Below are 26,364 nucleotides of genomic sequence, written 5' to 3' on the forward strand. Positions count from 1 at the left end.
AACAAACAATTCAATTAAAACAAATTGAAGTAATTGACTTTATTAATTCTTTAACTGATAATGAAGAATTTAAAAATGTTTTATTAAAGTCTTATGATATTACTGATGATATTGAAATCATTAAAACACAATTGCAGAGTGTTTATGATGAATTAATTAAGGTACAAACAGTTAATACTGGTGGCGTACCAAAAGTAGAAAACAAAGAAAACAATATTTTAGATACAGACAATGTATTTAATAAATAGAAAGAAGGAAGTAAATTATGGCACAAAACCCACAAAGAATTTTCGGAGATATTGCTAATCAAGCAACAAAACGAGACCGAGAAACATTTGAACAATGATATTTACAAACTTATCAACAAAAATTTAGTTGAGAAGCTTTATTTGCATGAAAAGAAGTAAATAAGTTTGGTTTAACATATAAAAGAAAGAAAAATATTAAATACAATGAAGGTCTAGGAAACGAAGGACAAGTATTTAATACTGATGATAACCTACTAAAATATTCAACAGTGGAATTTGAAGATGGAACTGTTGAATTAGATACAATTTTAACTTTTGCTCGTAAATTAGACCCCGTAGAAAGTGATTTTAATCCTAATCTTTGGGCTGCTGATATTGAGCAAGCAATGGATACTGAGGTTGCTTATAAACGCAATAAAATTTTAGAAATTATTAATAAAGGAACAGTTACAACTATTCAAGGACAAAAAGCAGATGATACAAATGCTTTACAAATCCACGATGAAATTATGGATAAAATATATGAAAACGGCTTTACCCCATCAGAAACAGTTGTATTAGGTTCGGCTGATTTTATTCGTGGAATTCGTAATAAATTACAGTTACAACTTGGAGCAAACGACCAAATAAATAGCGTAATTGAAACGAGTGGAGCAATGAAAACTGTTGAAGGAACAACATACTATATGGTTCCTAAAAAATTACCAATTATTAATAAAGATGGTTCTGAAGGAACAATTACTCTATTACCAGATGGTGTTAATGCAATTGCTTTTAAATTTAGCAAAAAATATGACCCGCTTATTTTACGCAAAAAAGATCATACTCCGTTAAGAGTTGGTGCTGCTGCGTTAGGTACTGGAATGGGTAATACTTTGATTATGGAAAGAGTTTTATATTTAGGTGGAGCAGTAGTTGAACCCAAAGGAATTATTAAACATATTGTTACAAAAATTGATATTAGTAAAATTAATAAATTAGATAAACCAACTATTCATGTTACAGATCCAACACAAGCAACACCAGAACAGTTAAAACCACAATTTAAAGCTGTTGTTTTAAAAGCAGTTAAAGCCGTAAATAGTTCTTTAACTGAAAGTGATTTTGATTACTTTATTGAAAGTAAAGGTGAAGATTGACCAATTAATATTACAAATGAAAAAACTGTTGAAGTTCAAATTGAAGGTAAAAACAACGCTACTGGTCAAACAAATCCGATTGATGTTAAAATTAAAAATTCTTAATAGTACTAAAAAATAGTACTTTTTCGTTTGATAGATATGCCAATTGGAACATCTAAAACAGCCCTTATTTATGCTGTTAAAAAAAATCCAACTAGATTGTCAATCCAACAACAAGAAAAAAGTTTTGGTTTACAGTTATTAGAATTTTTAGGAATTCAAGTTTTAGCCCTTGGTTTATCAGTTTTAACTGGTGGTGTAGCATCTACTGTTGGTCTTGGTGCGGGATTATCTAATTTTGCCGCAGCATTTATTTCGTTTGGAGTAGAAACAGCAACCGATTTTGCTGTAAATCAAATATACGATAAATTAACATCAGAAGTGACAGTAAAAAGTACTGCCTTAAATTTATTACCAGCAATTGGTGGAATTGGTAAATTAACGCGTGCTGCTCGCACAACTAGAATTTTAAAATTAGCAAAAGAAACTAAACTACTTGAAAAATTAGGTGTAATAACTGCTAATAATTTAGAAGATGTTGTAAAACAAGTTACGGGTAAAAAGGTTTTATCTGATAAATTAATATTTGATTTTACAAAGCAGGCTAATAATGAAACTTTATTATATACAATTGGAAAATTAGCCCGAAATGATTTTTATAAAGGTTTTAAAGTTTCTAATTTAGAAACAATTAATAATTTATTAAAAATTGAGAAAAATATTCAAAAAATAAGTCCTAAATTAGTTCAAAAAATACCACGCGTAAATGAAAAAAATGCTAATAAATGATTGTCTGAATATGGATTAAATATTGATAAAATAAGCAAAATTAATACTAATGATTGATATAACATTATGACTAATCTTCATAAAAAAGGTGTTGGTAAAAACCTACTATTAAATGCTAATTTAATGCGGGGTAGTAAAATATATAATAATAAATTATTAAATCTTTTACATCAAACACCAATTAAATTAAATAAATTATTAAATCATTTAAACCCAAATTTTTATATTCAAAAAGTAACTAAAAAATTATTAGCCCCAATTGAAAAACAAATAATTACTATTAAACAAAAAGTAATTAGTAAAATTACTGATAAAACTAAAAAAATATTATCTAAATTTGAAACTAAGGTTATTAAAAAAGGCCAATTATTACCTTTTGCTTATGGTTCTGATGTTTTTTTAGCAGTAAAAATTGTTCCTTTATCAGTTGCAGGTGAAGTTGCTTTAACAATATATTATAAAAATCCTAAATATGCCCCTATTGTCGTTATGACAACTTTAATCAAAGCAGAACAGTTTGTTTTGGCTCCTGAACCCTTTAAATTCTATATGAACAGTGAGTGGTTTATTGGTTGAGGATTTAAAAAAACAAGTTTGTTTAATTTAGTTTCTTTTGCCCCACTTGCTTATCAGCAAGTAGTAAAAGATAGTTTTAAAATATGTTGGACAATTGCTAAGATATTAAAAATGAAAGAACAATTTAAAAATAACTTTAATAAAGATAAATTGTTAAATACGCTAGAAGATAGTGTGGTTACTAGTTTATTGGGTAAAGGATTAGCATTTCAAACATACAAACAACTCAGAACAAAACAAGATTTAAACAAAACAATTAAAACAAAAACATTACTAAATAGTAAAAAATTTATATTAAAGAAAATATATTCTAAAAAAAGTAAATGATAAGGAGATGATTAAATGTTAAATGAATTATGACCAAATGTTACTTTGGAAAATTATAATAATTTTATTCCAATGACAGGTAAAATTACACAAGTTCCAGTTCGTTATAATAAGTTCTTTAAAGGTGATTTAGAATTATGATTTAAAACATTTGCTTTAAGAGCCCAAAATATGATTAATTCCTATTTGAATTATCCATTTTCAAAATTAAAGTTTGAAACATTTAAAGACCCATTATTAAAGAAAATTTGTATTAATATGGTGTTTATTACTATTGAGCATTGAATATTTAACCGTATTCCAATTGAGTTTTTTACTTCGGCAAATATGAGTGTTGGTGATATTAATTATTCATCTCAAAATGACCCAATGGCAACATGACAAGGTTTATTACCTAGTTATGCAAAATCACTGGCTAATTTAACAACTTTAAAGAAAATGTTTCGTACTTTTCAAGAAGAAGGTATTGATTTAACTATGATAGATTTAGAAGCATATTATACTCAGTTAGAAGTTGATGCATTATTAGAAAAAGAAAAAACTAAGATTGATAATAAAAGTATTATTAAAAATAACAAAAATGAAATAGGTGTTCCATTTGATAATAAAAGTATTATTAAAAATAGTGATGGTGAAATTGCGGTTTCAGATTTAAAACAAAATAAAATTACTTTAATGCCAAATGCTAGTAAGCGTAATAATGCTGATTTTAATGCTGAAACTGGTGAATTAAGAATATGAGACCCAATCTTCCAAAATAATGACCAAGTTGCAGATTTTAGTGTTATTAAAACAAACAAAACGCCTGGACTAGAAGCAACAGATGACACATTACCAACTACTAAATATATTAATGAACATTATGCTTTAAAAGAAAGTATCGAGCAGTGAAAAGAAGTTGGAGAAAGAGTAAATGAAAAAGTAATTAAATATAAATTTATTTTAGGGAAAAAATATAAAGTTCATTTTATTTGAGAACGACCAACTGCAGATTTTGTTATAACAACTTGTTTTGAATGTAAAGATAATCATGGTGGTTTGCAAACTATTTCAACTAGTTTAGCATTGGGAAAGAATGGAGCAACAAGAATTGGTTTTTTAAGTGCAGATAATTCTCTTAATAATCATAAAGTAGTAATTTCAATGACAGGTGATGAATATTCGCCAACAATTCTAAAATTAGAAGAGTTACAATAAATTAACGAGGATAATTATGGTTAATAAAAATATTATAATTAAAAATAATAATGAATTAATTACAAATGAATGCTAATTTATTAAAAGAAAAAAATAATTTAGAAAGAAAGTGGAGTGTTATAAATGAATTTAAAAGAGTATAAATCAGAAATTTTATTATTAATTCGCAAAATATTTATTTGAGGATTAGGAGCAATTTTAATAATAAGTGCAATTGTGTTATTTTTTTGCAAAGCATTTAAAGTAATTGAAATTTCATGACCAGAATATTTTTATATTGGCTTATCATTACTTATTAGTGGTGTTTTGGTCTATTTAATTGATAAAATTTTTGAATTTTTTAAAAAAGATAAAAAACAAGATAGCATTGAAGATGTTATTAAAAAAGATGAAACAAAATAAAGAGGTGTTATAAATGGGATTGTTACCTGCCAAAAAGAAATTAAAAAAGAGTTATGATATTGATAGTTATTATCTTAATTTAGCATCAACTATTACTAATCGTAAAAATGTTACTGTTCAAAAACATAATGAGATTTTAGAAAAAAGAATTTGTGAAGATAATGCTAATTTTTTAAATCCACGAGATTTAGAAATTAGCATTTATAATCCACTTATTAATAAACAAATAAACTCTCAATTAATTAATAACTTTTTAAAAATGCAAGACTTTACTAATAAGAATTGATATAACGAATATAAAATTAATAAGAATGGTAAGGGTGCATACTTTATTTTTGCTAATAATTCAAAACTTAATTTTATTACTATTGATTTTTACAATGACCAGTATGATGAATTGGGTAATTTAGTATCTTGTACTTTTGATTATGATCCTTATATTAAAAATGACCAGAGTGTTTTTATTACTGAAAAATTAGAAATTGATTATGTAACTAAACAAGTAAAAGTTATTAGAAAGTTAAAAACACAATTATACAGTACTATTACCGACTTATATATTGATGATACTAAATGAAATAACTATACAACATTACAAAGAGAAGAAATATTACCACTTAATTTTATTCCAATTGAAATTATTCCTAATAATCCTAATTTTGAACCTTCTGCTCGTTATGGTAAGCAATTTGCTAGTATTTTAGATATTATTGCTGAAAAGATAATGTTAGACCCATTATTAAATAGTGGTAAATTTACCATTAATACTAATGGGGTTACTGGTGTGGTTGACCAAGAAATTAGTAAAATGTTAGCTTCATTTATTGAAAATGACTTGTTATTAGTTGAAGGTGACCCTGATAGTAATTTTCAACCAGTAGACTATATCGCTGGTAATTTTAAAGGTGAGCAATTAACCAAAATATATGATTGATTATTAACTAATTATTATAAAATAAATCGCCATCATATTCCCGCTATTGCTAAGGGAGCACAACAAACACAAGCTGAAGTTGCTGGTGTAAATATTCAAACAAACGCATCATACGAACAAATGATATATATTAGAGAAATTAAATTAACTGAATTCATTATTAAGTTAATTAAATATGATAACGCCATCTTAAACAGTAGAACATTTAATATTAAAAATATTGATGAGTTAATTATTGATGTTCATTTACCAGTAAATGCTACTTTAAATAGACAACTAAAAAATAACGAAACTATTATCAATATGCCTAATGAAGAAGAAGGAGAACAAGAATAATGTTAAAACCATCTGAAAAAATGTTAGCACAATTAGCGCAAAATGATGAACCAATTGATTATTCAATTGATAGTATTCCGTTAGATTTTGCTAATCAATCACAATATAGCGACCCCGACTTAGAACAATTATTTACAGAAGACCGTGCCAGAACCTTATATATTTATAAAATTAATAATCTTGTTAAGACAAAAGAAAAACCTACCTTAAATTATTCTCAAAATAGCGTTAAAATAGGTTTTATTGATAAAGACGAATATATAAAAATTACTGGTTATGAAATTAGCGACTTTAATTTTAAATTACAAATTCAACAAAATACAACAATTCAAGACAACAGTACAAGTTATATAATGATTGATGAAAAAGATATTTTAATTAATGATATGGCAAAACAAGATAAAGAATTTTTAGAAACATTAGACTTAAAAATAGTATCTATTAATGAACCAATTAGTGAAGACAATAAAAATGAATGTTATATCATTGAAGAATATAAATGCCCTTATTCACCAAATGGTGTTGATATTATTAAATCTACGCATTTAGTTAAAATAACTGACTTTAAATGAAAAAATCAAAATAGCATTCATTTAGTATTACAAAAATCATTACCCGAAGATACAGTATTTACTGGTATTGAGATTAAATACCCTAAATCAATGTTATTTGGTAATATTAAGTGCTGAGGGGATATTAATGGTGTATATTCTTATCCAGCATCCAATATTGAAAATGCTAGTTTAGTCCCTTTGTTATCAATGCCTATTGAAACAAATCCTACTTTAAGAGTATTTCAATATTGATTTACGGAAAGTTTTTTACCTTGATTTATTGCAAAAATATATGTTCAACCAGATAATATTTTAAGTTTAATAAAAAATAATGGTTTAGAAAAAGTTTTATTAAATTATTTAACATATCGTTATAATTATGACCGTAAATTTCAAGGAGCAAAATACGATGAAAAAGGAAATCCCATTAATAAAGCAGCAGAATTACGCCAAAAATTCGAAGGACAAAAACCAGAAGATGTTATTGATGGTTTATTTGAAAACTGAAAATTAGATAATCCAAGTGAATTACATAAAACATATGTAAAAAGATTTAAACAAATTATATATATGTTGTCAAATTATACATATAGTAAATATGCAATTAATAAAGGTTATAATGATGATGTTAAATTATTTGCACCATATTATTTTGAATTAATTTCTAATCCAAGAGAGGTAGAAACTGGATATTGAGAATTTGAACACTGCAAAGTTAAATTAAATTCATCTTATTTTAATTTTACCGGCGGTTCTAATCCACCAACTCCAATAAACTATTGAATGGAAGTTTATGCAAATGATAAACCATTTAGTAAAGTAGATAATAAGTATTATTTTGTTGTGTGGCATATAAAGAATAATGATGATTGAAGAATTATTAAATTTAAAAATAACATAGCTATAGGTTATTATCAAAAGATAATTTTAGATAAATATAATACTTATGATCTTAAAATAACAGAAAAAAATTTACTTGCTGATGAAAATCGTTTTGCGCATCATTTTTGATGAGATAGTGATGATGGAAGTCATATTAAAGCGGTTTATCATTGAAATAATGATAGCGAACCAAATACACCGTTTATTTCTCCTAAAACTGGACAAATTACAGATTGAAATTTAAAACAACAAAATAATATAAACAATGATGATGAAATTAAAGTAACTGCTAAAAACAAAGATATTTCAGAAAATCCTGTTTATCAATTAGAAGCAAATTTTTTTAATTGATTATCATTAACAAATGAATTAGAAACAAATAATATATCTTCTCTTATTCCGGCAGAAATTAAACTGTCAGATGGAGAATATGGCAAATATTTAACAAATTTAATTATTTCTAATGACAAAATAGAAGAATATTTAAACTATTTTTCACAATGATATAGATTACTTTATTCTAAGGCGGTTTGGGCAAGTATGACTAAAAATTTAGTTGAAGATAGTATTAAAATAACTTATGATGTTAAACTATTTGCTTTAAATCAAATTGAAATATCTGGAATATGAGGTTATGAAAACTATGATATAAATATTTTTATTGAAAAAACAAATGAAAAAATTATTCAAGGAAAAGATATAAAATTAGAATTAATCGAAAATACACCAATTGGAACTAAAGTCAGTGGAAAAGATAGGAATACATATTTACAACTAATAGAATTTGATACCTGATATCTTTGAAAAAATGGCATTGAAGATGAAAAATCATATTCAAATATAGCAGTTGTTGATTTTTTAAAACAATCAAATAGTATAATATTTGCTTATCCAACCATAAAAGAACAAATTAATATTAATAATTTACAATTGTTTAGTAGGAATAATGAAAAAATATCCTTACTTACATTAGAAATATAAAAAGTTATTTAGATTTATAAATCTAAATAACTTTTTAATTTATCTTCAACATCTGTATTTGGTTCGCTATCATTATTTCAACGATAAACCGCTTTAATATGACTTCCATCATCACTATCTCATCAAAAATGATGCGCAAAACGATTTTCATCAGCAAGTAAATTTTTTTCTGTTATTTTAAGATCATAAGTATTATATTTATCTAAAATTATCTTTTGATAATAACCTATAGCTATGTTATTTTTAAATTTAATAATTCTTCAATCATCATTATTCTTTATATGCCACACAACAAAATAATACTTATTATCTACTTTACTAAATGGTTTATCTTGTGGTGCTATTCATTCTAAATTGTCTTTAATTTCTTTGTTTTCAGTATATATTTTATGTTTTTCTTTTAGTTCTTTTAATTGTTGTTCTGTATATTGTGATGTATTACAAGCAACTAAACTTGTTGTACTTGTTCCTATTAAAGTGATTGTTCCTAAAAGACTTAATATCTTTTTCATTATATAATAATTCCTTTCGCTAAATCTTTTTACAATCACAATTATATATATATATATATATATATACAAGGGCTATTTAAGAATTTAAAAGGAAATTATTTAATTTATATTATATGGAAAGGGTCAATCTGGGCTCGCGGTGATTTCCATAAGTTTTGCGAAAAATTACTTAAAGTTTAAAAAAACTTTTGCCGCGCTTTTCAAAATACTTGGGAAAAATTCTAAGCGTTAAGCGAAGAATTTTATAAAGGTTCCCAAATTTGTTTGAAAGAACCTCAAAATCTTTTTTAACTTGTAAGTCATTTTATCACAAAAATTTAAGAAAATCAACCGCTCGCCCAATTCCTGCAAATGATTTTTTATAGTCTTAATGATATAATTAAATTATTTAAAGAAAGGAAATATATTTAATTTATGTATAAAAAAGGAAATAAAATTAATGTTAAAATAACAAACGTTACACCTTATGGTGCTTTTTGTAGAGCAGAAAAGGCTGATGGTTTAATCCATATTAGTGAAGTTTCAGATTACTTTGTTAAAGATATTAAAGATTTTTTTGATATTGGTGATGAAATTGAAGTTGAGGTGTTAGATTTTAATACAGTTAGAAAACATCTTAAATTAAGTTATAAAAATTGTCATCCTGAACTATTGAAAAATGATGATGGTAATGAAATACAAGAAAAATCACCTAGTTTAGAAAAGTCATTAAATATCAATTATTTAATAAATAAAAAGTAAATAAAATTTATAAATGTTAGAAGGTTTTAAAAACCTTTTTTATATTCCCATTTTAAAACGATATGGATAAGAACCATAAAACAAAGCATCATATGGGTCATGATACATTTTACTATCGGGTGTGTTTGTTTTGGTGTCACTAAATCTTAGTTCACTAATGCATTTATCTAAAAATGAAAAGTTATCTAATGTGCCATATATTTTGCCTTGAACAAACATTTTTCTTATTCATGTTACACGATTTATTATACCTGCTTCTTTATTAAGGGATGTCTGATGTTTTTTGGCTTTAAACATTTTAATTTTATAACCCAAATAAGGATAAATATCTTCTTGTAATTTTTGCATAAAGTCGTGGGCATTAATATCATAATGAAATGTAGCATATTCAAAATCATCAAATTTATCAAATGTATTAATTATTCATTGTCCGTAATGTTCAACTATTTCATTTAAATTCATTGCGTTTTTTGGTGTAACAACATTTTCTTCAATTAAATATTTATCATATTCATTATTTTCATTAATTTTATATCCACTAAATAAAAATACCGTATGGTCTTCACTACCGTTAGCATAATCAACACCAATTGAATAACTATCAAATTGATACTGTTTTGTATTGGAATTATAAAAATCTTGTAAATTATATTCTTTAATATATTTACGATAATTTCGTAAAACATAAATACTGGGGTCATTATCGTTATATTCAAAACCGTAGTATTCAAGTTCAAATAAATCAGGTCGTTCTTGTTTGTTTGTTAAAACAAGTTTTTTAGTAATATTAGGTATTTTATTTCAAACAGCACCCATTGTTAATCGTAAATTAAAAATACCCAAACCATTAAATGCTTGTTTGTTTTCTGAATATACTTGATTGTGTTCTTTTAAAATATTTTTAATTCTTTCATTTAAGGGTAAATATGGGGTTACAAATTTTTCATAAAAGACATGGTATTTATCAAAAGGATTAAAAGTAAATTGATTAGAATATGTTTTATGAAAATATGTTGTTACTGTTATGTATTGTTTTGCTATGTTGTCTCATTCTTGAAATATCCAAGATAATTCTTTTACTGGAATAGGATTATCTAAATTATATTGTTCATTATCATTTTCATCCGTGTATTTTTCATAAGATACTTTTAAACTTTTTGAACGAAACATTGAAACTCTTAAATTATTATATCTTTTATCTAGTTCTTTATCAGTTAAAATTTCTTTTTCTTCGGCATGTATCATTTCATCTGTTCACGCCGATATAATACCACTACCTTTACCAACTTTACCCATAATTTTATTACCATTAGCATAGCCAGCAAAAGCAATACGAACACCACTAGGAAAAACAATCTCACCACCTTCTTTAACATTTTTAGGTCAAACAATGCCATTTTCATTGTCAGGTCCTATATCAATCCCATATTTATCGTATAGATAATTACAAACATTAATTGTATCGCCGAAAGTAGTATCTTCGTGGGTGTTGGAATATCTTCGTAAAATATTAGATGAAGCATCGGCAAAATTACAAGCAAAAAATAATTTTTCGGCTAAATGATTTCATGTTTTATTAGTACCACGCCCCGCTGAAACAAACTTAAAAAAAGTTGGCGAAGTAAAATATCGGGCATAACTATCACCAACAAAATCTTTAAATACTTCTCAATCAAAACCAAAATTATAGTCACTAAAATTTAAATCATACTTTTTATTTAAATGTTCATAACTAGTAATTCGTTTTTTGTTATTAATTTTTGTAAAATCTTGCATTTTCAATTAGCCTCCTTTTTTGATAAGATTATATGAAGTATTAAGTATCAATTAAGTATCATAATTTAAAATATTTTTTTAATTCAGAAAGGAAATTATAAAATGGAATTAAAACAAAATTTATTAGGAAATTATAAGGAAAATAAAATAATAGAAACAAACAATGAAGTTAAAAATTTATTTATTAATAGAGATAATGAGATATTTAAATTATATCAACAAGAACAAATATTACAAGGATATAAGGTGATATCAAAATTGCCAAAAACAATTAAAACAGAATATGGAGATTTTCCTATTAAAAGAAGATTATATGTTAAATATGATGAAGAAAAAAAAGAAAATATAAATCGTTATCCTTTAGATGAAGAATTAGGCTTAAAAAAATATGAAAGAATCGAAATAAATTTAAAAGATAAATATATGTCTTTTATGGGCGATGGAAAAAGATATAAAGATATTTTGCATACAACAGAGAATGTAAATATTAGCGAAAGAACAATATCTAATATTTTTAAAAATGCCAATTTAAAAAAAGTTGACTATATAAGCAACAAAAATAACAATAAAATTAAAATTCCAAATAATGTTTTATATATTCAAATTGACGGAGCTTTTGAACCAATGCGAGAAAATAAAAAAAGAATTGAAAATAAAATATTTCTTGCTACTATGCATGTTGGTGTTGATAAAGAAAAGTCAACAAAAACCAAAATAAAAATGAAAAAGAAAAAAGGCGTTTTCCAAATGATGAATAAAAATCATAATAATAAAAATAATAAATCTAATATTGATAATTTTATTGATAAAATTTTTAAATTAATAGATACTTATGATATTAATGAAGATACTAAAATATTAATATTAAGTGATGGTGAAAAACAAATTAAAAAAATTTATAGAGCAGTAAAAGCAAAATATAAAAATAACAAGGTATCATATAGCTTAGATAAATTTCATCTTACAAGTATATTTAAAAAAATATATCCCTTTCAAAATAAAAATAAGGAAAATAGAGAAGCATATCATAAAGCTGTTGATTATTTTTTTAATGGTAAATATGAAGAATTATTACAGTATTTAGAAGATAGTAAATCGTTTATAAGTGATACTAAATTAGATTTTTTGAATAAAGCTATTAGATTAATTAAAAATAATAAAGAAGGTATTGAAAACCAAACATTAGAATATAATATTGGTTGTCATGTTGAAGGTGATGTATCGCATTATATTAAGGCTGTTAAAGGGCGGGGTGCGAAAATATATTGTAAAGAAACATTTATCAATATGTTAATTGGTTCAATGTTAAGACTTAATAATCAAATTAATGATGAGAAAGTTGATAAAAATGATAAAGAAAAAATTGAATTTAATATATTTAATTTAAATCAATTTCAAAATCAATTTTTATCTTTATAAAAAAAAATAAAAACCTTTTAAAATTAGCAATAATTTTAAAAAGTATTTTTTAGTGTGTCAAAATTTATAAATTATTTTTTCAACTAAAAATTATATTTTTAAAAAAGTTGAATTTTTTATAAATTTTGTTATCATTTAATTATAAGCGAAACTTAATTTGTTTCTAATTACTTAATTTTATTAAAAACCTAAGAATAATGAATACTACCGATATTTTCTTGTACAATAACATCAATATATTTAAGCAAAAAAGAACGAACATTTTGATAATATTCAGTATATCATTTTAATTTGCCACCATTATCAACAACGGGTAATTCTGGTTCACCGTTTCCATCTCAACGATATACTAAATTATAGTTTCAAATAAAATCTGAATCATTTTTTAAGTGTTGTCATCAAGTGTTTTGATTATTAATAAAATTATTATCAAAATAAAATTTTGTCGTTATATAATTATTTTCATATTTATTTATATAAAAATATCATTTATTAGTAGCAGTTAAAAATTATTTATTAGGTGCCTGTGTTCTAGGAATTTGTATTCAAAACTCATTAATCATTTTAACTAATTGTAAATTATCAATACCTCTTTCTAATTTATTAATAACTTCCACAGTATTAAAATACTTAGCAAAAGAATAAGAAAAATTAGTTAATTCTTTTAAAAATTGTTTCTTATCCACATCATAAAATTTATCAATATTATATTGTTTAGAATAAGTATCTCAATTTTTATATAAATCCATAAACTTATCACTAAGCTTATCAAATGAAATTCCCGTTGAATAACTATCTTTTAGAAAATCTAAATATCACTTATCATTATAAGTTAATGATTGTGATGTTTTTAGAGTTGGATTAATAAAGTAATTTGTTTCAGACCAGTTTTCAAAAAAACTACTGCGTAAAAACATTGTATTAATAAAATCAGTTTCATTCATTCCCGTTGTTTGTTGATTAACAGTATAATTCTGCTGATTTAAGGGTTTAAATGCTGTTAAAGTAATAAATGGAATAATTAAACCTAAAATACCTAAAATAGATATGGCAAATAAAGATAATGATTTTTTCATATTTATAATTCAACCCCTAACTATACAATGTTTTTGAAACAATAAACCCAACAATATATAAACTTGATATTGTTAACATTAATGGATGACTAAACAAAATTGCCATTTTACCAAACAAAGAAAGTAAAAAAGTATCTGAGTTATATAAATCCATAATGATATTTTTTGCTGATGTTAATTGATTTATAATCACCGTAATAAAACTAGTACCAAAAATAGCAATTGCAGCAACTAATAAAACTAATCTAATCATTAATCTGTTTCCTTTCACTGACCCTTTTTATTAGTCTTATATGCTTTTTTAACACCACGTGCTGTTGAAGCATACAATTTTGATGTATTGTTTTTAACAGTTGAACCTAATTCATTATATTGTGTTCTTGTTCCGTGGATAGCATAAATTGATAACTTAACAACCATAAAAAAGATAATAAAATAAGCAATAGTTGTATTTGTCATTGGTAATTTAGTATTTCAAATTACATCAAAAATAAACAAAAATACATCAAAAATAAAACTAAAAATATTATCTCAATTATTACTTTCTGATAATAAATTAATCATCTTTATCACTTCCTTTTTCTTTTTTAGGTTTTAAATTTTTTTTCAAAATATCAATATCAAACAATTCTAAACGCTCTTTAACACTTAATTTAGTAATTTCTGACCAATAATATTCTTTTTTATTAACTATTTCATCATTTTTTAAATCACGAACAAACTTTAATCATTTACTATCATATTTCTGTGCAAATTCTAACGGAATAATTATTTTAAAAAACCGAATTCCTAACCCAACATCAGATTTATGTTTTGCTCGTTTTCCTTCTGCTGTTCGTTCTACTGATTTTATCTTTCAAATTTTATAATCAGTAATATCTTGAAAAATACCAATTCTCATAATAAAGAAACGATTAAAAAAATTTAATCCTTTTTTAGCAATAGGTTTTTTCAATGAAATTGGAATAATAATACCACTTGCTAATTGTCGAATATTATTTCAAATCATACCCTCACGCTGAGCAGTAAATAAAGCACGATTACCAAAATGTCTTGCTAATACAATTCACGGAATTTTACCACTATGAACTTTTTTCTCATCGTGGGGACTAGTTCCATCAATATATAAATAACTTTCATCAAATAAAATAACACTATCATCAGGGGGAACCGGTTTTGTTCTATCTGTAAAATCTAAATTTTTAAATGTTAAAACCTTAACTTTATCATCTTCTAACGGATAATTACTATAAATCTTATCTGTTAATAATTTCATAGTTTGTGATAAATAAGTTAAAAGTAATGTTTTTCCCTTTACTAACTTACCAATAATTACTGATAACGGATTATCTCAAACAAAATTTACTAACCGAAAAGCATTTAACTGATAAAATATGTTTTTTCAAACTCATCAGACAAAATAAACACATTGCAAAGCAAACAATAATCAAAATACTAAACCGGTATAATTTAATGAAATTATTCAAAGTAATAAATCAATTAAACTAAACAAAATCATTGAACCACTAATATAACAATAATTTTTTACGAAAAATATAAACTTTTTCATTACTTAAAATACCCAACTATTTTAAAAACCATTCACAATAAAAACCACGTTAAAAATAAAATCACAATTCAAACACCAATCATCAGAATTAAATATTCATTTTGAGTTAAATTTCAAGTTGTAATAGTTTCAACATTTGTTTTATCTATAAACAAAAAGATATGAATAAAAAACTCTTTTAATTTTTCTCAATCATTTTGCATTTTTAAAAACTCCACATTTTTTTGAATAAGTTTAAAAAACATCCCCAAAAATAAAACGATAAATAACACAAACGATATAACATATAAAAATTCAGGAGCATTTGAACCAATAATATAACTAACAAATTGAACTCAATAATCATATAAACTCATTTAATTTAAACTTTCTAAATCATTGATTAATTGTTGCACTTTTTCATCACTTCAATTTGTTAAATTATTATTGTTATTTGTTTTTACTTTTTTAGGTTCATCTTGAAATAAAGCCTTTTTCATTTGTGTAAAATAATTTTGTTTATATTGATTGTATAAATTAATTAATTCTGTTCCAGTTAAATACTTTCAAATATGTCGTTTTAAATTTTCATCATATTTTACAATAGGATAAGAATTATCATAAATCAAACCAATTGCTACTTGTTCTGAATGTTTTTCACTAGGATAAATAAATTTATTACTCAATCAAAAACCAATATGACGATTATGATTAGGTAAATTTATAAAACTTGCTTTTTCTGTTTCAAAAACTATCAACTCTTTACGAATAAAATAATTTTCTACATTTTGATTTTTCTTAACAAAATTACTCAATTTTATCAACTCCTAACTAAATATTTATTTAATAAACAATGTTATATTTAATGTTTATATATTGTTTATTTATTAATAAAAACATTGATTATTAACAATGTTATACATAATGCTAATATATTGTTTATTTAATGTTTAATAAACATTGTTAATAAACATTGTTAAATATAAAAATAATAAAAATTGGCACACTGAAAAATACTATTTAATTTTTAACAATAGTTATTAAAATATAAAATTAATAATTTATAATTAAATTGATATTTTTGCACTACATACTGCCTACAAATTTTAAAAAGAAAGTAGATATATTTATAAAGAATATTATAAAAATTTATATTCCAAAACTACTATTAATATGACCCTTAATAAAAATATTCTTATTTTTATTAAATCCTACTTTAAAACAATTATTTCATTACTAATAATTTCAATAATAACATTTAAATTTATTATTTGAATTTTTAATAAATTAACAAATTTATAAATATTTTTATACAGAGAGAAAACCATAATAATATTTTAAATTTAATTACTAAAAATATAACTAATAGTGTGCCTTAGTTTTTGTTAAAATACTTTGAATTTATAGAGTAATATACTCTTAAAATCCTTTAACCATAACACGTAAAAAGTTTAAAATCTTAATAATTACAAAAATACCAAATGGAATTAAAATAATTCACGCATCACCTAAAAAGGTCATTAATTGTGGTAATACAGCATAAATTGCTTCTTTAACTTTCATCATTGCTTGCCCTAAACCACTTCAAATAGAACCCATTCCATCTGAAATAGTAGGTTTATCACCAACTGCTAAAAAATTAATTGCTGTTGTTAAATACATACCTAACATTGTTTATTATCCTCCTTATTTTCAATTTCTTTTTTATCTTTTTTCTTTCCTCGAATTTGGCGAATTTTTTGATAAATTGATAAACCAATTCACGCAAAAATACCTAATATAATAACAACACTAAATATTGTCGTTAATCAACCTGGCATAATATATCTCCTTTCAATAAATTAAAAAATTGAAATTTGCAAACTCGCTCCGCTCATTGTCGCTTTGCTCCATTAAAAAACATTATTGAATAAATTATCCGCTAATAAATTACGCGGAATAATTTATTCTTTTACTTTTTAATTTCAATATCATTTGCAATCTTATTGACAGTATTAATAACATTATCTTTACCATATTTTTTCACTAACGACCGCAAAATAAAATATTGCTTTGTTTGCATAATTCCAACTCCTTAAAATTTTTAAAAAATAATAACTTTAATATTAATAATTTCTATATATAAAAGAAAAAACAAGATTATATCTTGTTTTTAACTAAAACCCGTATCTTTGCAACGGTCCCTTTAATTATCAATAATGATTTACAGGTTTTAAAAAGATGATAAATACTTTGCAAATAAGTTGAATTTAACTTGTTAAAAAATAATATTTTTTAGGAAGTATATTTACATTTAAAAAAATATAAACAATATTTCCTTTGTTATTAAGTAACACTGTATTCTTCTCTAAATTTAAATATCGCTCATTTTCTTTTTTATAGTTGCTTTGTTCCTTATATATTAATTTTTTTTGAACAATTGGGCTATTTTCGGTTTTTGGATCAACAACATTATCTCAAATAGGACGTGTTAAATCTTTATATTGTCTAACCTCATCAATCGTTGCTTGATTTGGTGGTAATCCTCACTTAACAAAAAATTGTGCTAAATTATAGCCTGTTAGTTGTGAAGTTATTTTAATGAATTCTTGAACTTTTACTTCATCAGAGTTAAGACCATCATTTCAATTTAAATCTCAACTAATTTTACGATATTTTTGGTTTAATAACGGATAAAAGTTATCACCAAAAGCCATATGTAATTGTCAAAACATTGAAATCTTCGTTCATGTATTATAAGAATGATCTTCTTTTAAACTAAGAAAATCTCTTTTTTCATCAGACTTATTTAAATATTCTTTTACAGTATCTCGGAAACTAAATACTTTCGGTTTAACATTTCATAAAGTTTGTTTAACATATACAGTAATAATTTCGTTAGTGGTTTCTCCTACATTTGAAAATCTATATCCTGGTGTTTGATATGTATGAGCAAGTTCATGCCATAGAGGGTTTAAATAATTACTTTCTTCTCATATAAATAATTCTTCTCCAGCGGCTGACGCATTATGGAACATTAATCGCCCATCAGTTGTATTGGCATAACCCCCGGATTTGTCTTCATTAGCAATGTGAATATATTGGGGGTATTTATGATTAATACCAGTATCATTTTCATCTAAACCTCAAATTTTATTTGTTAAATGCCATCCTTTGTCTCAGTTTTGTAAAACTTCATTAAACATTCTTTCTCGATCTCTTTTGTATAATGGAATAACTTTATTTTGTATCATTTCTGTTTGCATCGTTGCAATAAAATGATCAGATACAAATTCAACAAGAGGTGAATTCGTCTTTAAAACATCATTAATAAAATTATTTTGATTAGATTTATTTAATTTAAAAGTTGGAATTTTGATAATATCATTTTGGTTTTGTGTTGTTATATTTGTTACTCTTAAATTAGTTTGATTACTATCATTAACATAAAGAACACCGGGATTTTCAGCTGTTAAAGAAACTTTTTTACTGTCTTTTGATATTTCATAATTTGAGAAATTATCTTCTGTTTGATTAATCATTGGGTTTTTATATTGGCCTCATTGACCAACTGTCAATTTGACGATGTCAGCTTCATCCGCTGTCACTTTACGATTTAAAGTAATTTCATAGGCTATACCCTCTTTTAAAAAATAACCAGTTGGTTTAAATCCAGGGTGTATAAATCAATGATTTTCCCGTTTTCGCATTTATTCACTAGTTATTAAAGGTCCGTGATTGTCTTTGTCGTCATCATCACCTTTACCACCACTTTTACCATCATCACCTTTGTCACCCTTATCACCTTTTTCACCTTTTGTACCTTTTTTTCATCTGTTCAATGTTCAAATAGTTCTTTAACCCGTTCATTATTGTTGTAAACATAAATTATAAAAAATAATACTAAAAAAGTCAAAGCAAAAAAATGAAAAAATTTCAAATCACAAAAAATATCTTTTTCATCAAATTCTATTCCTCCTTATGCTTTAATTTTTTTTTGAAAAATTATATCGCTGCTTGTGGACGAGTTTTATTAAAGAAAAAAAGATATTTAGTATGTAAAAAATTAATTAAAAGAATAATTTTACAATAAAATCTGATATTATAAAAAATCAACATAAATTTTCATCCCCATTCTATCTATTTTTATGTAGTAATAAAAAGATCATAACATTTAATTATTATATTAAATTATTGACCTTATTTTTAGTAATTAATTTCACAAAAAACCATAAGAACTACAAAACAAAAAATATAAATGCTTTCCTTTAACATTACTAAATTATTTAATATTTCAAAATAAAAAAATTATCTTGCTTTAAAAAAAGTTTATGGTAATTTTTATTTTATTCGTTGTCATCATTAAAATTTTCGTCAAAATTAAGATGTTCATTTTTTTTGTTACGGCATTGATCACAAATTCCATGTCCTTCAATTTTAAAGTGAACTGGCTCTCAATTAGTATTTTGCATCACTTCTTTTAAGTTATCTAACTTAATTTCTTGTAAAATTTTTGAATCCTTAATATGAACAACATTTTTACAGATATCACAAACCATATGGAGTGATGGATTTTCAGCTAAATCATATCAAATTTGCTTACCATCAAACGAATTGGTAAAAACAACATGCTCACTAATTAAGAGGTCGATTGTGTTGTAAACTGACATTAGATTAACATTTTTAAATTCTTGTTCTAACAACTCAACAATTTCTGATAAAGTTAAGTGTTGTTTTTCTGTTAAAATTTTAATAACTGCCAATCTAATTTCGGTACTTCGATAATTTTTGTTTTTTAATAACTGCACAATGTTTTCATATGATAATGCCATCTTTGCCGGCTCCTTTATTTTTTAATTTCTTCAATAATTTTAACTAAATCTGCTACTGTTTTAATATCCATTAATTTATCATCTGGTATTTGTATTCCAATTTTTTTTTCAGCTTTAATTACTAAATCTATCAAATCTAATGAATCTAACCCTATTGATTTAAATTCTGTGTTTAAATCAACTTGTTTTGAAACGCCATGTTCTTTTAAAACTTTTTTAACTTCATTTAACACGTCCATTTAAAATCCCTCACCTTCTCTTTTTGTCTGTATTATTATATCAAGTTTAACAATAAAATAATAGACTCTCTGTTAACCCCTTCTAAAGAGTTATTTTTCAAACTTGATATAATTGTTGCTCATTATAATAATGGTAAATTAAAATTAATTTCGAATAAGCAAGTTGTTCATTACTATAATAAAAACTAAGATAACTGGTGGGTGGTTGAAATAAAACCATTTGGGAAATTCACCGTTTTAAAAAATAATGATGAAATTGTTCATTATTGAAATAATATTCACCATAGACATAATTAATTTTTAATCGTAAGCGTTTAGAATCTAATATCTTATTAAAACTTGGTTCTAATATTGCTTCACCCTCTTTATTAAAAACTTGTAATTTAGGATTAGGTTTATTATTACTAATTAAAACATTTTTATAAATAAAAACAAAAATAACACTTAAAAAAATAACAATTGGTAATAAAAAATCAAGAATAATAATAGCTCTCCTAGTAAAAAATTTTTTCATTGTTAACGATCTTTTCAATCAATAAAAAATCAAGTTCAAATTGAGCAAATAATTCTTGGTTAAATTCTTTATTATAATAGTTTGCTAATTTCTGGGTACAAATATAATATGTTATTGCTAAATTATCAAATCAATTAACTGCTGGAATAAAATTAGTGTTAACATTTGGACTAGTAATAATTGGTTTGAAAATAAGCTGTTGGGTAAAATTAATATTAAATCCTTTTAATTGCGTAATGAAAGTTACTTTTGTTTGTTGCAAAAACGGATGGACCAAAAATTTTTTAGCAGAAAAATTATCATTTACTGCAATTTCAATTTGATTTTTAGTTTGATTATAAATTGTATTATCACCAAAAAAATGTTCATATAATTTTTGATCTGAATTATATTTTAAATAACCATTTAATGATTTAAAATTATATTTTGTTTCTTTACTAATTATTGTTGTTACTGTTGGAATCAACAAATAACGATTATTAAAGAATGTTCATAACTTTGTTATTTTTTTATAAAAATCAATTGGAAAATTTAATACATAATTAGAATAAAAAGAACTAAAACTACGTAAAGAAAATAACGAGCTTATTTGTTCATCACGAGGTAAAGTTGTAATAAATTCAAAGTAATGCTCAAAAACATTTTGTAAAGTTTGAAACTGTTTCTTTTTTTAATCATAATTTTTATACTGAATAACTCCTATTGTTTTGGCTGTCTGGTTATAAGTTAATTTTTTATTGTTAAAATTTAAATAAAGTTCCTGATAAGAATTTTTTGTTATTAAAACATCACTTTTTAGATTGGGAACACTAATAACAAGACTAACTTTATTAATTTTATCTTCATCAAGACATTGTCCTGGCACAATAACTTTTCCTCAATTTGAATATTCAACTTTAGTTCCAGAAATTTGCAAGACTGCTTTACTATACCCCGCTTGTAATTGGGTCGTTATTTTACAATTTTTTTTATTATTAAAATTTCAATATATTTCTAACATTGAAAAACTATAATTGAATTGAAAAAAATGCTTTTGAAGAATATTAGCAATATTACTTGGTTGCTTACGATCAACTTGATAAGCTATTGTTGTTCGACCATTCTCAGTAAACCAAGGTTTAATATTAGCAATATTTGGACGAATATAAAAAGCATAGGCTTGATTATTATCAACGTTATCAAAACTAAATAAAGGAATAGTTAAATCTAATGCTAAACTAATTTTATTGTTAGGAGCAAATTGAAATGAATTAAAGACTGCCAATGGTTGATTAAGAAAATTTTCACCAAACAAATTAAAAACCTCCTTAATTAGCATTTACCAAAAATTAAAGAGGTTTCCTTGAAATTAATAAGCACGCGCAAAATAAACTAAATTAGTTGCTGTTTGACCACAGTGAAAGCAAACTGTTTTTTGTGGTTTTACATCAAAAGGAATACAACGTGATGTTGTTTGTGTTTCCGCTTTAATAACATCTTCACATTCAATGCGTCCACAGAAATGTACTAAAAATAAATCGTTTCCCTTTGCTAATGCTTTTAAATAATCATTATAAGTTGTAATTTTTTGTGTCCGTTGTTGGCGATTATCTAATGCTCTTTGATATAAGTTTGCTGCAATCTCAGATAATAACTTTGCAACAGTTTCTTTTACCGCCATTAATGGCACTGAAATTTTTTCAAAAGTATCACGACGAGCAATCATAACTTGGTTTTGTTCTAAATCACGAGGTCCTACCTCAATTCGCAATGGAATCCCTTTAATTTCAGCATTTGCAACACGAAAACCAAAACTTTTATCTGATTCGTCAATTTCACAACGATATTCTTGTAATTCAACTTGTAACTTTTGAACAGCTTGTAATTGTTGCTGTTCATTGCTAATTGGCAAAATCATAATTTGTGTTGGGGCAATGGCTGGTGGCAAAACAAGACCATTATCATCACTATGTGTCATAATGATTCCCCCTATTAAACGGGTCGAAACCCCCCATGATGTTGAATAAACATTTTCTAATTCATTTTGTTGATTTGCAAATTTAATATCAAAAGCTTTTGAAAAATTTTGACCAAAATAATGACTAGTTCCACATTGTAGGGCTTGGCCATCATACATTAATGATTCAATTGTATATGTCTCTTCTGCCCCAGCAAATTTTTCACGCGCTGTTTTTTGTCCTTTAATAACTGGTAATAATAATTTTTTCTGTGCAAATTCAGCATAAATATCTAAAATTTTTAAAGTAAAATCCCGTGCTTCTTGGCTTGTTGCATGAATTGTATGTCCTTCTTGTCATAAAAATTCACTAGTTCGTAAAAAAGGGCGGGTTGTTTTTTCTCACCGTAGAACATTTACTCATTGGTTATATAACAAAGGCAAATCACGATAACCCTGAATTTCTTTACTAAAGAAAGTTCCAAATAAAACTTCTGATGTTGGTCGAATATAAAGTTCTTCATCTAAAACTTTATCACCAACCTTTGTAACAGTTGCAATTTCAGGTGAAAAACCTTCGATGTGGTCTTTTTCTTTATTAAAAAGAGTTTTCGGAATTAACAACGGAAAATAAACGTTTTTGACACCAACTCGCTTAAATTCTACATCTAAAAATTTTTGGATATTTTCTCAAATGGCATAACCATACGGTTTAAAAATCATTGTTCCTTTAACAGTCCCATAACTAATTAAATCAGCATTTAAAACAATATCGGTATATCACTGGGCAAAATCAACTTCTCGTGGTGTAATTTTCTCTAACTTTTTCTTCATGATTTACTTCTTTCTATTTTCTGTTAAAAGATCAGAAATATTCCCTTTTTCACCTTGGAAAATTTTAAGGTTTAAACAATTGCTTTCAACATAAGTTTGAATTCGATTTAAATACTGATTATTTTTCATTAAAATTCAACGAATAGCTTCCGGGTTAACATCTTCAAAAATTCTTATTCGCCGAGTAACATCATCATATTCCCAATCTTTCTTTGTTAAAGCAAAGAGTTTTTTAATGTCAATTGCAATAACAGCAATTTGAGATGGATCAACTTTTTGTTCTGCCACTCAACTTCAAAAATAATGACGTGTAGAGTTATCTAATTCAAATTCTAGATGATCAGGTTTTTCTAAATAAGTCCAAACAATGTACTCACTTTCTTTTGCTAAATGAATATTTTGAACTGGTTGTAAACCAAATTCTAATTGCCGCAAAACATTACTAGTATCAGTATAAAATAATAACGATTTAATGCGTTGTCGATTTAGTTCTTTAATGATTTTATGTGTTTTATGTCGTTTAAAACTAAAACCAGTTTTAATCTTACCTTCGTTCTCATCATCTTCAAATAGACTGGTTTCTAAATTATCCGGTTCTGATAATTCTTCTTGTAATAAATTTCGTTTTTTTAATTTTTTATCTTCTGGTTCGGTATCTTGCTCGTCTTTCTTTTTTAACTTATTAAATAACATCGTTAATCCTCCTCAAATAATAATTATACAAAAAAATTATACTTGATTTTTCCACAACTTATAAGATTGGTGCAACTAATTTTAAACATGTTAGTAATAACCGATAACTTAATGGCTTATATTTAATTGGTCATTCATGTCATAAAATAGCATGCTTATAATCTCATTCTCAGCGTGGAATAAAACTTGTTACAACTGCTGGGTCATAAATAACCGCTGTTGTTTGGTGATCAGAAAAGAAACTACGATAATCTAAATTACATGTTCCAATCACAGCAACTTCATCATCAAAAATGGCAATTTTATTATGATTAAACATATTATTCATTTCATAAATTTTAACACCACTTGCAATTAAATCTTTACAATAACTTTTGGTTAAGTCTAACACAAAGATTTTATCTGTTAAACCAGGAATTGTTAAACGAACATCTACTCCGGCACGAGCTGCTAAAATTAAAGCTTGAATAACTTCATTCGGGGGAATAAAATACGGTGTTGATAATCAAATTCTTTTCCGTGCTTTATTAATTAACTCAATATATAAATCTTCGGTAATTGAATGATCAACACTAGGACTATGATTAACAATTTGTAAATGTGATTTTCCACTAATATTATATTTTTTCATCGCCAAAACACTTGGTTCTAATTCAGTAATTTTTTCATGGCGTTTTGTGGCAAAATACCAATCATCTGCAAAAATAACTTCTAAACCACGAACAGCTTCGCCTTCAATGCGGACTTGTGTGTCATGAAAGATTCCAAATTTTCATAATTGATCAGCATATAAATCAGCTAAATTAATTCCTCCTGTATAGCCAATTAAACCATCAATAATAACATCTTTTCGATGATTACGATAATTTGCATTCCCACTAATAAAGGGTGTAATAATTGGTAAATACTTATGAATTCGAACCCCTGCTTTCATTAATTTTTTAATGCTTTTTTTACTAATTTTAAAATAACTACCAACATAATCATAAATCATATAAACACGGACTCCCGCCGTAATGCGTTCTTTTAAAACCGCTAAAAATGATTCAAATAGTTCACCATCAGCAACAATAAAATAAGTTAACAAAATATATTCTTGAGCTTGTTGCAAATCCGTTAGCAACGATTTGAAAACGCGGGTTCCATTTGTTAAAATTTCAATTTTATTATTTTGATATATTGGTTTATTAGCATTATGCATTAATAATTCAACAACATTACCAAATTTTTGGTTCGGACTAGTATATTCAGTTAAACACTTTTTATTTTTTTTAATATAAGTATCATATTCTAATTTATTTAAATGATTATATAATAATGATTTTTTATTTGAATAGTGATATTTTCGACCAAAAAAAACATAAGAACACAAGCCAATAAAGGGAACAAAATTAATAAAAATAATTCAAGAAAATTTAACTTCATAACGTCGCTTTGAAAAGAAGAAAAAGAATGAAAAAATTAAATCAATAATAACAATTGCTAAAAAAATATATAAAAACTTGAAATTAAAAATAACAACTACCACAATTAAACCCATAATTGCCATTCCAAATAAAAAAATCATTGATAAAATAATTTTTAATCAATTTTTCATTATGTTTCCCCTTTATTGCACAATCTTAATACGCATATTATACCAATAATTTAAAAAGAGTTATAGATATAATAACTCTTTTTTGTTTCTTTTTAGTTTAAAATCAATAATTAATGGCGGAACAGGAGAGACTCGAACTCTCGCGCCAGTTACCCGACCTAACACCTTAGCAGGGTGCCCTCTTCACCAACTTGAGTACTGTTCCAAATCGATATCTTATATATTATACAAAAGATATCATTTTAAACAAGTGAAAATAG

Annotated in this window: 27 protein-coding genes, 1 tRNA gene and 1 pseudogene; 8 read left to right on the top strand and 21 right to left on the bottom strand. The window is 25.0% G+C overall.

The window, feature by feature from the left end:
- Nucleotides 1-265: 265 nt before the first annotated feature.
- From ACOBME_RS04825 to ACOBME_RS04850, 6 genes are all read left to right on the top strand, one after another.
- The gene (locus ACOBME_RS04825) at nucleotides 266-1,492 is read left to right on the top strand and encodes a hypothetical protein (protein WP_338966359.1); all 1,227 of its coding nucleotides are present in this window, start codon (nucleotides 266-268) and stop codon (nucleotides 1,490-1,492) included.
- A gap of 36 nt (nucleotides 1,493-1,528) precedes the next feature.
- A complete protein-coding gene (locus ACOBME_RS04830; protein ID WP_419334465.1) occupies nucleotides 1,529-3,124 on the top strand; it encodes a hypothetical protein in 1,596 nt (531 codons plus the stop codon).
- 12 nt (nucleotides 3,125-3,136) lie between these two features.
- Nucleotides 3,137-4,318, top strand: a complete 1,182-nt coding sequence (locus ACOBME_RS04835; protein ID WP_419334467.1) for a hypothetical protein — start codon at nucleotides 3,137-3,139, stop codon at nucleotides 4,316-4,318.
- 123 nt (nucleotides 4,319-4,441) lie between these two features.
- Nucleotides 4,442-4,720, top strand: a complete 279-nt coding sequence (locus ACOBME_RS04840; RefSeq protein WP_338966369.1) for a hypothetical protein — start codon at nucleotides 4,442-4,444, stop codon at nucleotides 4,718-4,720.
- Nucleotides 4,721-4,733: 13 nt separating this feature from the next.
- The gene (locus ACOBME_RS04845; RefSeq protein WP_338966371.1) at nucleotides 4,734-5,990 is read left to right on the top strand and encodes a hypothetical protein; all 1,257 of its coding nucleotides are present in this window, start codon (nucleotides 4,734-4,736) and stop codon (nucleotides 5,988-5,990) included.
- Nucleotides 5,990-8,407: a hypothetical protein gene (locus ACOBME_RS04850; protein WP_419334470.1), complete on the top strand. Its 2,418-nt coding sequence runs from the start codon at nucleotides 5,990-5,992 to the stop codon at nucleotides 8,405-8,407. The genes ACOBME_RS04845 and ACOBME_RS04850 overlap by 1 nt, the downstream gene beginning before the upstream one ends.
- A gap of 14 nt (nucleotides 8,408-8,421) precedes the next feature.
- Here ACOBME_RS04850 and ACOBME_RS04855 read toward each other — a convergent pair whose 3' ends face one another.
- The gene (locus ACOBME_RS04855) at nucleotides 8,422-8,919 is read right to left on the bottom strand and encodes a lipoprotein (protein WP_419334472.1); all 498 of its coding nucleotides are present in this window, start codon (nucleotides 8,917-8,919) and stop codon (nucleotides 8,422-8,424) included.
- Nucleotides 8,920-9,333: 414 nt separating this feature from the next.
- On the opposite strand from ACOBME_RS04855, the gene ACOBME_RS04860 reads away from it, so the two are divergent.
- Nucleotides 9,334-9,660 (top strand): S1 RNA-binding domain-containing protein, encoded by a 327-nt coding sequence (locus ACOBME_RS04860; protein WP_127093498.1) that lies wholly within the window; start codon nucleotides 9,334-9,336, stop codon nucleotides 9,658-9,660.
- Between the two features lie 39 nt (nucleotides 9,661-9,699).
- Here the strand turns inward: ACOBME_RS04860 and ACOBME_RS04865 are convergent, their stop codons facing one another.
- Complete coding sequence (locus tag ACOBME_RS04865; RefSeq protein ID WP_338966379.1) at nucleotides 9,700-11,436, bottom strand: hypothetical protein; 1,737 nt, start codon at nucleotides 11,434-11,436, stop codon at nucleotides 9,700-9,702.
- A 102-nt stretch (nucleotides 11,437-11,538) separates the two neighbouring features.
- Here ACOBME_RS04865 and ACOBME_RS04870 point away from each other — a divergent pair, with 102 nt between their 5' ends.
- Nucleotides 11,539-12,855 (top strand): Mbov_0401 family ICE element transposase-like protein, encoded by a 1,317-nt coding sequence (locus tag ACOBME_RS04870; RefSeq protein WP_338966382.1) that lies wholly within the window; start codon nucleotides 11,539-11,541, stop codon nucleotides 12,853-12,855.
- 209 nt (nucleotides 12,856-13,064) lie between these two features.
- Here ACOBME_RS04870 and ACOBME_RS04875 read toward each other — a convergent pair.
- The 19 genes and pseudogenes from ACOBME_RS04875 to ACOBME_RS04965 form a co-directional block, all read right to left on the bottom strand.
- Nucleotides 13,065-13,931: pseudogene (locus ACOBME_RS04875) on the bottom strand (spiroplasma phage ORF1-like family protein); the annotation flags it as partial.
- Between the two features lie 16 nt (nucleotides 13,932-13,947).
- Complete coding sequence (locus tag ACOBME_RS04880) at nucleotides 13,948-14,184, bottom strand: hypothetical protein (RefSeq protein WP_338963583.1); 237 nt, start codon at nucleotides 14,182-14,184, stop codon at nucleotides 13,948-13,950.
- Nucleotides 14,184-14,495 (bottom strand): hypothetical protein, encoded by a 312-nt coding sequence (locus ACOBME_RS04885; RefSeq protein WP_419334477.1) that lies wholly within the window; start codon nucleotides 14,493-14,495, stop codon nucleotides 14,184-14,186. Before ACOBME_RS04885 ends, ACOBME_RS04880 begins: the two co-directional genes overlap by 1 nt.
- Nucleotides 14,488-15,501 (bottom strand): hypothetical protein, encoded by a 1,014-nt coding sequence (locus ACOBME_RS04890; protein ID WP_419334479.1) that lies wholly within the window; start codon nucleotides 15,499-15,501, stop codon nucleotides 14,488-14,490. Before ACOBME_RS04890 ends, ACOBME_RS04885 begins: the two co-directional genes overlap by 8 nt.
- Nucleotides 15,501-15,704, bottom strand: a complete 204-nt coding sequence (locus tag ACOBME_RS04895; RefSeq protein WP_338964381.1) for a DUF2649 family protein — start codon at nucleotides 15,702-15,704, stop codon at nucleotides 15,501-15,503. The genes ACOBME_RS04890 and ACOBME_RS04895 overlap by 1 nt, the downstream gene beginning before the upstream one ends.
- Nucleotides 15,705-15,857: 153 nt before the next feature.
- A complete protein-coding gene (locus ACOBME_RS04900; RefSeq protein WP_338964384.1) occupies nucleotides 15,858-16,295 on the bottom strand; it encodes a DUF3627 domain-containing protein in 438 nt (145 codons plus the stop codon).
- Between the two features lie 604 nt (nucleotides 16,296-16,899).
- Entirely contained in the window at nucleotides 16,900-17,151 is a 252-nt protein-coding gene (locus ACOBME_RS04905; RefSeq protein WP_338964387.1) for a hypothetical protein, read from the bottom strand.
- The gene (locus ACOBME_RS04910; protein WP_419334482.1) at nucleotides 17,145-17,300 is read right to left on the bottom strand and encodes a hypothetical protein; all 156 of its coding nucleotides are present in this window, start codon (nucleotides 17,298-17,300) and stop codon (nucleotides 17,145-17,147) included. The genes ACOBME_RS04905 and ACOBME_RS04910 overlap by 7 nt, the downstream gene beginning before the upstream one ends.
- A gap of 429 nt (nucleotides 17,301-17,729) precedes the next feature.
- On the bottom strand, nucleotides 17,730-19,169 hold the full coding sequence (locus ACOBME_RS04915) for a M60 family metallopeptidase (protein ID WP_338964392.1): 1,440 nt from the start codon (nucleotides 19,167-19,169) through the stop codon (nucleotides 17,730-17,732).
- Entirely contained in the window at nucleotides 19,170-19,301 is a 132-nt protein-coding gene (locus ACOBME_RS04920; protein WP_338964395.1) for a hypothetical protein, read from the bottom strand.
- Nucleotides 19,302-19,805: 504 nt separating this feature from the next.
- The gene (locus tag ACOBME_RS04925) at nucleotides 19,806-20,291 is read right to left on the bottom strand and encodes a Fur family transcriptional regulator (protein ID WP_338964398.1); all 486 of its coding nucleotides are present in this window, start codon (nucleotides 20,289-20,291) and stop codon (nucleotides 19,806-19,808) included.
- Nucleotides 20,292-20,305: 14 nt separating this feature from the next.
- Nucleotides 20,306-20,530, bottom strand: coding sequence for an acyl carrier protein (locus ACOBME_RS04930; RefSeq protein ID WP_338964400.1), 225 nt, complete (start codon nucleotides 20,528-20,530; stop codon nucleotides 20,306-20,308).
- Between the two features lie 82 nt (nucleotides 20,531-20,612).
- Complete coding sequence (locus ACOBME_RS04935; RefSeq protein ID WP_338964403.1) at nucleotides 20,613-21,044, bottom strand: hypothetical protein; 432 nt, start codon at nucleotides 21,042-21,044, stop codon at nucleotides 20,613-20,615.
- The gene (locus ACOBME_RS04940; protein WP_338964406.1) at nucleotides 21,025-21,510 is read right to left on the bottom strand and encodes a hypothetical protein; all 486 of its coding nucleotides are present in this window, start codon (nucleotides 21,508-21,510) and stop codon (nucleotides 21,025-21,027) included. Before ACOBME_RS04940 ends, ACOBME_RS04935 begins: the two co-directional genes overlap by 20 nt.
- Nucleotides 21,511-21,714: 204 nt before the next feature.
- Nucleotides 21,715-22,338, bottom strand: coding sequence for a hypothetical protein (locus tag ACOBME_RS04945; RefSeq protein WP_338964409.1), 624 nt, complete (start codon nucleotides 22,336-22,338; stop codon nucleotides 21,715-21,717).
- A 54-nt stretch (nucleotides 22,339-22,392) separates the two neighbouring features.
- On the bottom strand, nucleotides 22,393-23,814 hold the full coding sequence (gene proS / locus ACOBME_RS04950) for a proline--tRNA ligase (RefSeq protein WP_338964412.1): 1,422 nt from the start codon (nucleotides 23,812-23,814) through the stop codon (nucleotides 22,393-22,395).
- Between the two features lie 3 nt (nucleotides 23,815-23,817).
- Nucleotides 23,818-24,507 (bottom strand): acetyltransferase, encoded by a 690-nt coding sequence (locus tag ACOBME_RS04955; protein ID WP_419334487.1) that lies wholly within the window; start codon nucleotides 24,505-24,507, stop codon nucleotides 23,818-23,820.
- Between the two features lie 58 nt (nucleotides 24,508-24,565).
- Nucleotides 24,566-26,104 (bottom strand): cardiolipin synthase, encoded by a 1,539-nt coding sequence (gene cls, locus ACOBME_RS04960; protein WP_338964418.1) that lies wholly within the window; start codon nucleotides 26,102-26,104, stop codon nucleotides 24,566-24,568.
- Between the two features lie 114 nt (nucleotides 26,105-26,218).
- Nucleotides 26,219-26,309: transfer RNA gene (locus ACOBME_RS04965), tRNA-Ser, on the bottom strand.
- Nucleotides 26,310-26,364: the final 55 nt, after the last annotated feature.

It is taken from the genome of Spiroplasma endosymbiont of Sarcophaga variegata, assembly GCF_965178695.1.
In the GTDB taxonomy this organism is placed as follows: domain Bacteria; phylum Bacillota_I; class Bacilli_A; order Mycoplasmatales; family Mycoplasmataceae; genus Spiroplasma; species Spiroplasma poulsonii.